This is a genomic window from Streptomyces sp. NPDC047917 (assembly GCF_043204345.1).
GTDB lineage: Bacteria > Actinomycetota > Actinomycetes > Streptomycetales > Streptomycetaceae > Streptomyces > Streptomyces sanglieri.
Window position 1 is genome coordinate 1 of record NZ_JBIDCA010000037.1, and the last position, 12,782, is coordinate 12,782.

10 protein-coding genes and 2 pseudogenes are annotated in these 12,782 nt (G+C 69.6%); 4 read left to right on the forward strand and 8 right to left on the reverse strand.

Features of this window, described 5'->3' with window-relative positions; genetic code table 11:
• The first annotated feature begins 238 nt into the window (after nucleotides 1-238).
• Nucleotides 239-436, forward strand: coding sequence for a hypothetical protein (locus tag ACGF8B_RS41895; protein WP_392748170.1), 198 nt, complete (start codon nucleotides 239-241; stop codon nucleotides 434-436).
• Nucleotides 433-819: a DUF6415 family natural product biosynthesis protein gene (locus ACGF8B_RS41900; RefSeq protein WP_392748172.1), complete on the forward strand. Its 387-nt coding sequence runs from the start codon at nucleotides 433-435 to the stop codon at nucleotides 817-819. Before ACGF8B_RS41895 ends, ACGF8B_RS41900 begins: the two co-directional genes overlap by 4 nt.
• A 381-nt stretch (nucleotides 820-1,200) precedes the next feature.
• On the opposite strand, the gene ACGF8B_RS41905 is transcribed toward ACGF8B_RS41900, so the two are convergent.
• The 6 genes and pseudogenes from ACGF8B_RS41905 to ACGF8B_RS41930 all read right to left on the reverse strand — a co-directional run bounded on the left by ACGF8B_RS41905 (nucleotide 1,201) and on the right by ACGF8B_RS41930 (nucleotide 5,393).
• Nucleotides 1,201-1,485: a hypothetical protein gene (locus ACGF8B_RS41905; protein WP_392748183.1), complete on the reverse strand. Its 285-nt coding sequence runs from the start codon at nucleotides 1,483-1,485 to the stop codon at nucleotides 1,201-1,203.
• Nucleotides 1,485-1,790: pseudogene (locus tag ACGF8B_RS41910) on the reverse strand (transposase); the annotation flags it as partial. The gene ACGF8B_RS41905 and the pseudogene ACGF8B_RS41910, both read right to left, overlap by 1 nt.
• Nucleotides 1,791-1,797: 7 nt before the next feature.
• Nucleotides 1,798-2,379 carry an AAA family ATPase gene (locus ACGF8B_RS41915; RefSeq protein ID WP_392748173.1) on the reverse strand — a complete coding sequence of 194 codons (582 nt, stop codon included), beginning with the start codon at nucleotides 2,377-2,379 and terminating at the stop codon, nucleotides 1,798-1,800.
• 97 nt (nucleotides 2,380-2,476) lie between these two features.
• Nucleotides 2,477-2,836 (reverse strand): hypothetical protein, encoded by a 360-nt coding sequence (locus ACGF8B_RS41920; protein ID WP_266738523.1) that lies wholly within the window; start codon nucleotides 2,834-2,836, stop codon nucleotides 2,477-2,479.
• Nucleotides 2,837-3,997: an ImmA/IrrE family metallo-endopeptidase gene (locus ACGF8B_RS41925; RefSeq protein ID WP_392748175.1), complete on the reverse strand. Its 1,161-nt coding sequence runs from the start codon at nucleotides 3,995-3,997 to the stop codon at nucleotides 2,837-2,839.
• Complete coding sequence (locus tag ACGF8B_RS41930) at nucleotides 3,990-5,393, reverse strand: hypothetical protein (RefSeq protein ID WP_392748177.1); 1,404 nt, start codon at nucleotides 5,391-5,393, stop codon at nucleotides 3,990-3,992. The genes ACGF8B_RS41925 and ACGF8B_RS41930 overlap by 8 nt, the downstream gene beginning before the upstream one ends.
• A 143-nt stretch (nucleotides 5,394-5,536) precedes the next feature.
• On the opposite strand from ACGF8B_RS41930, the gene ACGF8B_RS41935 reads away from it, so the two are divergent.
• Nucleotides 5,537-5,680, forward strand: a complete 144-nt coding sequence (locus tag ACGF8B_RS41935) for a hypothetical protein (RefSeq protein WP_392748179.1) — start codon at nucleotides 5,537-5,539, stop codon at nucleotides 5,678-5,680.
• A 652-nt stretch (nucleotides 5,681-6,332) separates the two neighbouring features.
• On the opposite strand, the gene ACGF8B_RS41940 is transcribed toward ACGF8B_RS41935, so the two are convergent.
• Both ACGF8B_RS41940 and ACGF8B_RS41945 read right to left on the reverse strand, forming a co-directional pair.
• On the reverse strand, nucleotides 6,333-10,079 hold the full coding sequence (locus ACGF8B_RS41940; protein ID WP_392748184.1) for a hypothetical protein: 3,747 nt from the start codon (nucleotides 10,077-10,079) through the stop codon (nucleotides 6,333-6,335).
• A gap of 120 nt (nucleotides 10,080-10,199) precedes the next feature.
• Nucleotides 10,200-10,346 (reverse strand): annotated as a pseudogene (locus tag ACGF8B_RS41945) (DUF4262 domain-containing protein); the annotation flags it as partial.
• A 333-nt stretch (nucleotides 10,347-10,679) separates the two neighbouring features.
• Here ACGF8B_RS41945 and ACGF8B_RS41950 point away from each other — a divergent pair.
• The gene (locus tag ACGF8B_RS41950; RefSeq protein ID WP_392748181.1) at nucleotides 10,680-12,062 is read left to right on the forward strand and encodes an erythromycin esterase family protein; all 1,383 of its coding nucleotides are present in this window, start codon (nucleotides 10,680-10,682) and stop codon (nucleotides 12,060-12,062) included.
• Nucleotides 12,063-12,782: the final 720 nt, after the last annotated feature.

Sequence of the window (12,782 nt, forward strand, 5' to 3'; positions counted from 1 at the left end):
TCGCGAGCGCCGGCGCCGACCACCCCTCGCGCTCCATCCAGGCGACGAACGCCTCGTTCCGTGCACGTGCCATCCCCTCACGGTAGAACCCAGCCTCGCCCCGCCGAAGGTCAACGAACAGTCAAGTCGCTAGGGAAAGGGTGGGCAGAAACCGCGACTTCGCTATGCACCCCGCCCCGGCCCGAGCGGTTGTCTGGAAACAAGACACCAACAGCCCGCCTCTGAGGGAGACAGACCCGTGCCCGACACCCACCGCACCCAGCCCGTTCCCACCGATACACGAGGCACGGCGCAGCGCCTCCGCACTGCCCACCACCCGACCGGCATCCTCGCCACATACCTCCCGCCCAACCGCGCCTACACCCGACTGCTTGCCGCCCAGGCCCTGGACGCCAGCCCCGGCGACCACGACCAGGACGACGCGGGCCGCCGATGAGCGACACGCACACCGTGCTCCACGACCCCCACGGCCTGATCGAGGCCGAACTCCCGCTGGACCGCGCCCCGCACGAAGCACTCGTCACCGCCGTCCTCGCATGGAAGAACCCCAACCTCGAACCCCGCGACTACGAACAGATCGCCCTCCAACTCACCGGCCACGCCCGCGCAGTGGCCGCCGACATCCGCCGCCACGCCGCCACGCTTCCCAAGAACGACGGCCGCGGCGCCCTCGCTGAAATCGTCCTCCACGAAGCCGACCGACGCCTGACCGCACCACTGAAAGGCACCGCCCGCTGCGCCCAGAACCGCGCCCGGCTCGTACAGGCGCTCTACACACGGCTGGACCGCCTCACAGAACCCCTCCCGGCCACCAGGTAGCCCGCACAGGGGTGCGATCCCGCTGGCCCGGAACGAAGCCGGCCAGTCCCTTGCGCGTCGGCGGGGCCGCGCGCGAGCCGGGTCCGGGTGGGGCCTGAGTGCATCGTGCTTACTCGCCGCAGTGGCATCCCACGCACACCCGGCAGCCGGGGCACTGCTGCTGCATCAGGTCGCCGCGCGGCTGGTACCGGTCATCGGTCGGCCCCGGGCAGTAGCACTCGCAGCAGGAGCCGCATGCGCCGTGGACCCGGTCGACACGGCGGCCGCCGGCCACGGTGGTGCCCCGGTCCCCGCAGTCCCGGCATCGGCGGGGCACGACCGGTACCGGCTCCAACAGCGCACGGCCACACCAGCGATCAGCTGCCTGCGGAGAGGTCCCCGTCAAAGGAGCCGTGCCGTGAGTTCCATGCACCGCGTCCGGGCCGCGGAGAAGCCATAGGGCATCTTGGTTACCGCTTCGAAGGCACTCATCTGGACGTCCTCCTCGCCGCTCGCCTCGGCGTCGTAGGTCTCGAAGAGCTTCTCCTCGGCCACGTCCAATCCGGCCGCTTCAATGGCCTGGAGCAGGGCCTTGTGGTGGGCGCAGTGCTGCGCGGCGAGTTCCTCGACCTGCGGGTCGTGGGGGTCCTTTTCCGCGCCCCGGCGGCGTGCTGGTGGGCCCGGCACACGGTGGAGTCGACGTTGATGTCCCAGGTTATGAGTTCCTTGGCGTCCGACTGGGCCTGCAGTTCGGCAAGGATGCTCTGCCAGGTCCCGTCCCGCTGCCAGTGGCGGAACAAGTCGTACACCCGGCCCCAGGGGCCGTACCTCTCCGGGACATCTCGCCATGGGGCGCCAGTGCGGGTCCGAAACCGTATGCCGTCGATCAGCTGCCGTCTTGTCCGTATCGGTGGACGTCCCGGCTTCTTGCCCCCGGGCAGCAACGGAGCCAGCCGGTCCCACTGGGTATCCGTCAGATCTCCACGCGCCACCTGGCGATCATCGCAGAGGCTGATCGACTTCAGAACTGGAGGCCAGACTGGTCGCAGTCAGGATCGCTTCGACTGTCTCTTCAACCGTCTGCGCAGCGTTGTCGATCCAGGTTCCCTGCTCCCCGAGCTCGGAGCGCATCGCCTCATCCAGTGGCGACCAGTCAGTGGCCAGGGCCTTCTCCCGAGCCTGGTTGCGCCGCCATGCCTCTGCCGGGCCGGGAGCCAGGATGACGACGTGGAGTGGCACGGCCGCCAGCGTCGTGCGGTAGAAGTCAAGGTGGGAACGACGGACCACGACATCATCGAGCACCGGGATGAAACCGGCCCGCACGAAACTGTCCGCCAGAAGGCACGCGTTGCGGGCCCGCAGGAAAATCTGCCGGTCGGCTTCCGCGTTCGCGGTCGGCGAGGGCCATTGCCCGCCGCTGACGATCATCTGCTGGAGTGCGTCCACCTCGATATGGGCCGACATCCGGAACCGGCCGGCCAGCGCAGTGGCCACCGTCGACTTCCCACTCCCGGGGATGCCGGTCAGCAGGACAGCCCCGGCGGCCGGCTCGCGGTCGACGGGCACCAGATCCAAGCTCATACGACTCCTCCAAGCGCAAATGATCAGGGCCTTGAGGGTACGTGCTGCCCCTGATTCGCCGAGTCGGCGACTGCTTGATCCACTTTCAACACACTCCCTAGCCGGGGTTGCGTTCCGAGTCGGTCTGCGGGGGTTCCCGGCGCTCACGGTCGATGAGCTCGGTGATTCCCTCGATGCTTCCGTCGCTGCGTGACCGTCGCGAGCGGACGCGGCGAATCACCCCGCGGGTGGCCGACTTGAGAGAGCTCGCGATGACGTCGGAGGCTACGCCGCCCGCGATCGAGAGGGCAATGGTGACGATTTCCGAGACGCCGAAGCCGTGTCCCTCCTCGACGGCCACCACCTTGAGGCTGATCCCGTGGTCGGTGAAGTCATGTCCTTCGACGTCGATCAGCGCCGACCCGGGAAGACCGGAGTCGTGAGGGTCGATCTCCACGTCGAGCTCGATGATGGTCATTCATACCTCCGGGGAGGGGTCGGGGAACATGGGCGAGGCGTGCGCAGGTGGGCGGTTGGCTTCTTCGGATGTCAGGGTGCTTTCCCAGCGGGCAGCGCTTTGCCGTACGGCCTGCGCGCTCGCAGCTGCCAGCTGACGGCGCATGGACTGTATGACGTAGAGCCCGGCGCCTCCCAGGACGATGTCGGTGCTCGAGGGGCCGGCAGATCGAACGAAGGGGTGGATCAGGGTCTGTTGTGGTGGTTCGGTGACTGCGAAGGTCCCTTCTTCGCCGGCCAGGCGCCACGCCAGCAGCTTTTCCACTGCGAGGATTTCGAACAGCCAGCGGATCGCCATCCAGATGTCGCCGAGGGGGATGTTCTCGACGGGGTTCCTGAAGAGTACGTCGTAGGCGAATCGATCGGCTTCGGCCTCCAGATCCGGACCTGATCTGCCCTTTTCGTGCAGGAGGAGGTGCGCAAACTCGTGGGCAATCATGAAGGTCATCTGGATCCGTGCGGCATTGACGGCTCCTCCCCCGGCCAGCTCTGAACGGATCCGCATCATGGGGATCTGGTCCCAGCGGACGTTGCGGTACAGCGGCAGCAGGAACGGAAGAAGAACCTCGTAGGACGGATTCGGCAGCGCGGCGTTGCTGCCGATCGTGCGTATCAGTTCCTGCCGCACGCTCACAGCGTTCCAGAGGAGTAGGTCGATGGTGTGCCACAGCTGTCGGGTGACCAGGGACAACCGGATCTGGCGCGTCGAATGGTGTGCGCGGACGTACAAGCGAGGGTCGAGGGTGACGACGACCTCAATGTCATCGACGCGGGGGAAGGCGGGACGAAGGTGATCGCGGACCTGCACGACTGTTTCTTCCGCCCAGGTGGGCAGCGGCAAGGGATGCCCTTCTTCTGTCCACCAGTGCAGGCGTAGCGCGCGATCGAGAGCGGACCGCCGCCACTGGCGATGGGCCTGCACGGCCGCCTCGTCCGCGGCTGATCCGAGGATCGCCACGGACCGCAGGACGAAGTAGATCAGTGACTGGCGCTCACGGACCTCTTCCCACGGCGAAAGATCGGGGATGGATCCTGGAGGGAAAGGGGGTTCTGACGACTCGTCGGACAGGTAGTTGAGGTAGGAGTCGTTGTCGAAACCGATCGCAGTGAATTCCTCAGGCATAGGTGACACCAAGATTGTCCAGGTGAACGAACAGGGTGAGTTCGTAGTCGGCGGCCATGTGCCCCGCCATCGTGGCTTGCGTGCCGACCCCGTTGGACATCAGGTATTCCCCGATGCCCTCGGCCACACCAGTGAGGACGTCGGCATAGGAGTCACGCAGACCGGTCGTGGAGAAGAACGCCTTCAAACCATCAAGCGTCCAGGCGAAGCGCACAAGCTCGTCGCTGCTCACGGTCTTGCCCGAGGGTGTCTGCAGGCCGTCGAACGTGGTCGTGTCGGAAGGGATCAAGAGGGCGCACCGCCGAAGGATCACCACGGTCAGAAGGTAGTCGTGCACCAAGCTTTTTGAAACGGCGCGGTCGTAGGCCCTGAGCGCCAGGTTGAGCAGCAGCCAGCCGGCGAGCTTGGGCAGTCCGTAGGGAGTGAGATGCGATTCCACGAGCGCAATGTGGCTGAGCAGCTCATGTGCGTAGCCGCCTACGTGTATCCGCTCTCCCACGAGGTTGACGAGGTTCTGGAGTCGGTGCTCGGACTCCACTGGGTCGGTGGAGGCAGCCACAGCACGTGCCAGGGCCGACACCGTGTCGTTCAACGAGTCGAGATCGCCGACGAGACGGTACCGGGCGAGATGGGCGAAGCCGAGATTCGACAGGAACGGCATCATGGACGGCCCGCTGAAATCCGCCTCGGCGACGGCTCTGCCGAGGAGGGCGACCGCCTCGTTCAGATCTTCCGATGAGCGATCTCGTTCACCGCGGAGGCGCAGGGCGCGCCCCAGCAGGTAGCAGGCATCAGCGGCGTTCAGCCGGGGACTGGTGAGGGTGGACACGGCCCGGCGCAGCGCGGTGACTGCCTCGCTCAGGGACCCCGGCACGAGAGCCAGCTCGTAGTGCATGAGGAGGGCTCGGCCCATGGTCTCGACCAACCGGCCTTGCTCGCTGCTGCCGTCCACCGCCGACTCCGCGAGGCACCGCGCGATGCCTGAGACCGTCAACCAGTCCCCCGCCGAACGGGCGGGGTCTGTGGATTCGGTCATTGAAGCGCGGATCCCGTAGGCGGTGAGCCGGGCCCGCAGGACGTCGACCCGAGTGAGCGCTTCTGGGGAGCGCGCCATGGCGTCTTCCATACGGCCGATGGCCCTCGACAGCATTCCCGAATCATCCAGCACCAGGCATGCGCCGGTCTCCACGTGCACGAGTTCCAGGAGCGGCAGCAGCGGATCGGGGACGCTGGGGTCTCGCAGGACGGCTTTCCACAGCGCGACCGACTCTTCGAGTGCTCGTGCATCCCTGTCGGCCAGGGCTTGTTCGGCTAGGACTCGGGCGGATTGAACCCGCGTGGCGGAGCGGCCCCAGATGCAGCCGTCATCGGAGTCCGTGCGCAGTAAGTCTGTCACCGCGTCAGTATGCTTCCTGACTCGGCATGAGCACCCCCGAACGCCGCAGAACTCTCTCCCGTGGAGAGCTCCTGGATGAGCCACACCGGACAATGCCCCGGCCCTCGTCCCGCCTCCCCCGGCAGCGGGCGGCAGGATCAGAGTTGGAGACTACCGACGCCCCGTGGGCCGGAGGCTGGCTCACGGCCGGTGGCGCCGACTGGGGCCTGTACGTTCCCGTGCACCGCGACCCGGCGACCGGCATCGTCCTGGCGGAGGCCCGGCCGACCATCCCGCGCCGCTGGTAGCCGGCCCCCGGGCACTCGCTGCAATACTCGAGCCGAGCCGCGTTGCACACCCGACCTGTGACGACAGGGCCGGATGGCCGTCTGACTTCGTTCATCTCCGGAGGTTCTGGGTCAACGGCGCTGTCACGTTGTTGGATGTGTGGACGCACGGTCCACACCCGCCCCGTCACCCGCCCGCTCGCTACCTGGACCTGCGTTATGAGCCGCCCCTCACTTCACCGAAGCCCCGACACCCCTGGCCGACATCATCCGATATCCGCTGCTCCCGCCGCAGGACACCGGTCACGCCGTGTCCACTCGACCTCTCCTCATCACCGGTCTCCCCGCGCCGCGGCTGTTGGGCTTCCAGGAACAGCTGACCACCCGGCCCGGCACCGACGTCGTGGTCCGCCGGCTCCACCGAGCAGGACGCCGAGGACGCCAACCGCGTCCTGTGGCTCCCCCTGGCCCACGCCGCCGGATTCCACCTCTACCCGGCGGCTGGACCGCTGCTCGCTGCACTGGCCGCAGGCACGACGGCTACCGCGGCGACGCTGCCGCCGATGGACGATCGGACGTACAGTTGGCGGTAGCCACCGCATCAGGCATCGGCGCCGTCGGGCAGCCCCTTTCCTGTGAGCAGGTCGGAGCCCGAGGCAAGGCGTCGTCGTCACTAGGCGGTGGCGCGTTCCACGTCGTCGGCGTACCGGCCGAGGGCTTGCCCGAGGTCGGCCCGGCCCGCGGCGCCGGGTTCGGAGGCGTCGACGGCGTCTTGTGCGGCGCGGATCACGGCGTGGCGGCGGTAGTCGATCCGGTCGTCGTCCCCGCCGATTCGGGAGACCAGCACGGTGAGGATGCGCAGGGCATCGGGTTCCTGGGCGCTGCGGGCGGCCCGCTGGGCGACCCGGTCGGGGAACTTGATGTCCGGGCCGATGCTGACGGTCCGCAGGGTGCGGGCCAGCCACCGGCGCTGGTCGACTCCTTCGGCGAAGGCGAAGTGGCCGGCGCCCGCGACGGCGTCCGCGAGGTCGGGGTTGCCGTCGGCGAGGTCCAGGACCTGGTCCCAGAGCTGGAAGGCACGCTGGTGTAGGGGGAGGGGACCGGCGACGTCCTCGCGGGGCAGGAAGCGGGCGATGTCGCCCAGGAGCGTCGAGACGGCGGCTGGGCCGCCGCTGCCGGTGATCAGCTCGGTGAGGAACCCAGGGCCGAAGGTGTCGGGGGAGCGCAGCAAGGTGGCGGCGAAGCGGTCGAACACCTCCTCGGGGGCGCCGGTGCGCAGGTAGTTCACGGTCTGGCCGGGGTCGAGGTCGCCGAGCACGGCGTACTCGTCGTCGCCGAGGCAGCGCAGCGAGCGCAGCCAGGTGTGGATCGGGGCGGCCGGCGCGGTGATGTCGAGCAGGGCGGCCCGGTGGGCGGTGTACCAGGGCAGGGCGTGGCGGCGCAGCGGGGTGAGGGCCGCGCCGATGGCGGCCAGGGCGCGGTCGTCGCGCCCGTCGGTGACGAGGCCGGTCAGCAGGGTGTCGGCTTCGGCGGGCAGGCGGCCGGTGTCGGCCGCGCGGCGCACGGCCCACTGGAGGAAGGCGGTCAGGGCGAGGCCGCCGGAGGTGGCGGTCGCGGTGGTGTAGGGGTCGTCGCGCACCGAGACGGGTTCGGTCCAGGCCCGGACGGTGGCCGTCAGCCGGGTGACGGCGGCGCTCTCGTCCACGCCGGGATCGGCGCCGAGCACCCAGGCCTGGCGCAGTAGATGGACCAGCGTGGAGCGGGCGCGTTCGTCGATGGCGGGGTCGGCGCTGCCGTCACCCGCGTCGAGCCGGGCCTTCAGCACCCAGGCAGCGGTGCACGCCGTGGTGCAGGCGGCGGTGAGAGGGCGTCCGTCGGCGCCGGTGAACCCGGCGGCCTGCCAGACGGTGTACAGGCTCTGCAGGTAGACCGTACACAGGTCGAACGTGCCGAGCGCCGCGGTGACGGCTTCGACGTCGGCCGCCCAGGCAGCGGAGTCCGCGAAGACGGCGTCCTCCAGCATCTTCAGGTCGACGCGCTCGAAGTAGTGCCCCTGCGAGGGTACGCGGGCCGCGAGCTCTCCGGCACCCGCGAGAACACCGTGCTCCTTGCACCGGGCGACGAAGTCGGTCACGGTGCTCTCGCCACGGTCGGGGTACGGCAGCATCCTGATCAGCGGCTCGGTGAGGGGCGGCGGCGGCCCGGTGAACTCGGCCAGCAGGTCCACCACCGGGCGCCACGGTGCCATCACCGGGTCGGGCGCCACCTCGGAGAGACAGTGGACGGTCCGCCAGACGGGCGGCAGCGCGGACTCCCACTCCGTCTCCTGCGTGTCCGCCTCCGCCACGTCGGTCCCGTCCTCGCCGAGCAGGCCGGCCAGCACCTCCCTGCCGCCCAGTACGGAGGCCAGTACGCGGGCGAGACGGGCGCCGTCGTCGGCCAGTTCGGCGCGGGCCGCCTGCAGTGCCTCCGGGCCGGGCACCGGCCCGAAGCCCTCCGACAGGGCTGCCTCGAGCTCGGCCGTGCCTGCCGGCGGGCAGGTGCCGATCGCGACCTGGACGAACTCCCCGACGTCCGGGGTGAGGTAGGGCATGGCGTGCAGGCGGGCCAGCACCCCGAAGGCGGCAGTCCACCACGCGCTTTCCACCGGCCCGGCACCGGCGACGTCAACGAGATGAACGGCGATCAGCCGCTCGCGCTCCCACCCGCCCAGGGTCTTGGCCGTCCACGCACCGGTCCGCACCGCCAGGGCGGTGCCGCCCTCGTTGAACTCGGTACGGGCGAACTCCACGCAGGCCGCCGCGGCAAACCGGGCCCCCGTCAACTCCCGGCCCCCGGCCAGGCTCGGCGCCCGCAGGTCGTCACTGATCTGCAACTGCCCCCGGACACCTTCGACCGCCAGGTGGGAGGCCAGGACAGCCGCGAGACCGGTGCGGACCCGCCGGGCCAGTTGGGGGCCGCCCGTCCGGCCGGCCTCCAGGAGCTGGGCCAGCACGGTGCGGATGTTCCAAGGGTCGGCCGCAGAGCCGTCCGACCCGACACACAAGGCCTTGACGGCCGCCTCCACCCATGCGCCGTCCCGGTGCACGGACAGGGTCTGCTGCGCCCAGTAGACCGCCATGGTCCGCACGGCGTCGGTGGGATGCGCCCTGAGCGCTCCGGTGACCAGGGCCGCCCCGCACCCGCCGAGGTGCTGGCACAGCCGGACGAGTTCGGCACTGGCTCCGGGGCCGGTCCGCCAGATCGTCTCCAGGCGCCTGCCCTCGTTCAGCCATCTGACCAGGCGGGCCGGGTCCTCTTCGGCGAGGCGCTCGAAGTAGGGCCGCGCCGACCACCGGTCCTCCTCCGGCAGGAGGCGGACGTCCTTCAGGTTCTCCAGCCACTCCCAGCCGGTGAACCGGCCGAACAGGTAGGGGGCCGCGGAGGGGTTGTGCAGGCCGTTGACCTTCCGGACCTGTTCAGGGGTCGGGGAGGTGACCGTGCCGAGCTCGACCCACTCGGGGGCCTGGTCGACGACGGTGGCCACCAGTTCCTGGACCAGAGCCAGGCAGTCGTGCAGCATCGCGACCGCCGTCACCGCGGTCGCCTCGTGGCCCGGGTGCACGACTTTGGAGCCGATGCCGTACTGCTTCGTCCAGTCCCGGAACGCTTCCTGCTCAGCCCTGCCCGGCGCCCGGCCGGTCTCGTCGTGGACCACCTTGGTCAGCTGCATGATCCGGTAGGAGCCCTGCCGGCCCTCCATCTCGCACAGCCGCGCGTAGGCCGCGCCGACCGCCTCCACCCGCCGGTCGAGCAGCGCCTGACGGCGGAACTCCTCACCTGAGCGGATCCCGTGGAGCTCGCGCAGCACGATCGTCAAGGGGTGCCCGGCGGCCAGCGTCCCGGGCACCGCGTGGCCGAGCCCGTCGACGGCGTCCAGCACCTTCTGGGTCGCGCCGAACGCCGACAACAGCGGGTGGTCGTTGTCCTTGGCCCTGGAACGAGCGCTGAGCAGCTTGACGACGGCCTGCCGGAGAGTGCCAGCCTCCACCGTGCGAGGGAACGCGGGCAGGGAATCCAAGGCGGCGATCAGACCGTCCAGGGGGGTCGCGGCCTTGAGCGAGCCGTCCGTCTCGTAGACGGCCCTGAGGGACCTGGTGACCTCATTCCGGGCCGCCTGCAGGCCCTCGAAGTCGTTCCCACCGATCTCCATCAGCCGTTCGATCGCGACCCGGCACATCGCCTGCGCGATGACGTACGGCTCCTGGCGGCCCTCCGGCTCGCACAGCATGGCGCAGACGTCGCGCAGCAGACCCAGCGCAACCGCGCCCTCCCTCTTCGGCCCGAAGTCCTGCAGGCGCTGGGCGAAAGCAGAGCCCTCGGCCAGCAGCGCCACGTCGTCCGCCGACGGCCTGCTCCGGTCGGCCTCGAAGATGTTCACGTGCGGCACGGTAGCGGCCGAGTGAGCGGGTGGCGATCGGTTTCGGGGGACACCAGCCGCCCAGATGACCCGGCTCACGGGACGGCCGCGAGAGGCCGGCTTCCCGCCGGCCACAAGCTCAACGAGCCCGAACACGGCGAGTTCAGGTCCGCCGTGGGTGTGCGCGAGGCCGATCGTGTAGGCGAATCCAGGACCGATCTCGTCTTCGGGAACCATCAGGACGTGCCATCCGTGCTGCTGCACGTGCTCGATGACCGTCAGATCCATGCGGTCCACTTCGTCCCGGTCGCCGTAGTCATGGCAGAGGACACACCGGCACTGGAACGGATCATCAGTTATGTGCGGAGGGTATGAACTGGGTCTTCAGATCGAGCAACCGGGGTTTGAACCCTCTCAATCGAACAGTGCCATCACCCTCCGCGACGGCTCCCCAAGATCTGTGCCAGAACCACAACCCGTGAACAAAGCCACCGGGTCGCCGACCTTCTGGTGGAGTTCACTCCACCAGAAACGGGGGAGCAGCGTTCACTGCGCCACCAGGGGACCGCGGGTGAGGATCTTCATCACGTCGCCGGTAGCGAACCCAAGGAGCACACCAGCATGACCAGTCACCACCCCCCGCGCATCGGCCGCAGGGCGATGCGCGTCACGGCGGCGAGCGCGATGGCAATGACCCTCACCCCCGCGGTGGCGCAGGCGGCCCCGACCGCCCAGCAGACCCCGACGGCGACCGCCACCCGGGCTCAGGACCCCGTCGTCCGCGAGCTGGAACGGATCGCCCGCCCGCTGTGCTCCACCGAACCCGGCTCGCAGACCACCGATCTGCGAGCCCTCGGCGCGATGATCGGCGGCGCGAAGGTCGTGGGCATGGGCGAGGCCACCCACGGCTCCCACGAGTTCTTCACCATGAAGGACCGGCTCTTCCGCTACCTCGTCGAGGAGAAGGGATTCCGCGCCTTCTCTCTCGAGTTCAGCTGGGCCGCCGGACTGAGGATCGACGAGTACCTCCAGACCGGCAAGGGCAACGCCCGGAAGATCGCCAAGGAGAACCTCACTAACTCCCCCTGGGATCGCGAGGAATTCGTCCGCCTCATCGAGTGGATGCGCGACCACAACCGCCGCAACCCCACCCGTACCGTCCACTTCGTCGGCAACGACCTCTCCGGCCCGTCCATGACCGACGACCTCTTCGGCCGGATCACCGGCTACGTCCACCGGCACCACCCCGCGCTGGCACCTCGCGTCGACCACCTCTACGCCGGGCTGCGCCCCGTCGACGACGTCTTCGAGTACTTGAAGAAGCCGCTCGCCGAGCGACAGCTCTTCGCCGACCGGGCCCAGGAGGCGCACCAGCTGATCAGCGCGGCGCGCGGGCGCGACCGCCAGGCCCATGAACTGGCCGTGCAGAACGCCCGCTCCGTCGCCGACACCACCCGGTTCCTGACCGCGGATCCCAGCAACCCGGCCGCCATGCCCGACTTCCAGCGCCTCCGCGACGAGGCCATGGCCCGCAACGTCCTGTGGTGGCAGAAGCGCACCGGCCACAAGATCCTGGTCTCCGCGCACAACGACCACCTCGGCCTGATCGCCGGGACGGCCGCGATGTACCCCAAAACCCAGGGCTCCTTCCTCCGCGACGCGCTGGGCCGGAACTACCTGCCCATCGGCATGACCTTCGACCAGGGCTCCTTCCTCGCCACCTCCACCCCCATCGGCGGCGACTGGAAGAAATTCACCGTCGGCGCCGCTGCCCCGGGCACCAACGAGCACACCCTCGACCAGGTCCGCCACCGCGACTACTACGCCGACCTGCGCACCGCCGCCCCCGCCGCGCGCGACTGGCTGGACACCGCCCGCCCCACCCGCAGCATCGGCACGCTGTTCAACGACCACTACCCCCTCTACGACCTGGCGCTCGGCCGCGCCTTCGACGCCCTGGTCCACCTCCACGGCGTACGGGAGGCGGACCTGCCCCGGCCGTGACACCTGAGAGGCCGGGCCCGTTGGTACGGACCCGGCCCCTCCCGGACACCGGCGGTGGTTCAGCGTGCCACAGCGCCGGTTGGCCGGGAGAGCACGGCGGGCCGTACACAGACGGCACCCGAACGCGACCGGCCCCACCACCGCACCCCCGGAACGCCACACCGCCAACGGCTCCCCACCCTCCCCGGCGGGGAACTCGGCATCATCCCCTCCCCAGGACGGCAACGCCCGCCCCAGCACCTCCTGCCCCACCCCGCACAACCGGGCCAGAACCTCCCGCCCCGCCGCGTTCAACACCACCTCGCCATCAGCCCGCACACCCCCGCCCTCATGCCGGGGCCGCGAACCACGCCACCGCCAGCACGACCACAGGGCCTTCGCCTCCATCCCGTAGGAGGCCGCGACACGGCCGATCAGCGACGACGTCACCTCCCCGGCAAGAGGAGCGACGCGAAAGACCCCAGGCACCACACCGCCGACATGGACAACACAGCCACCATCAGACATCCGCACCCCTCCACCTGTTACCCGGCACCCAGACTGGCCCGAGCGGCACCAGGACGTCCGGCAGAACAGCGAAGAACAACCCCCGTCCGGTCAAAGGACGGTTCCTGCACGCCCACCCCTACCAGCGCATGCCGAGTTGGTCGAGGTCCGCTCGGCGCTGTTCGGTGAGCCTGCCAGCCCGTTTCCGTACGTTGTCGAGCCATGTGCCGAGCT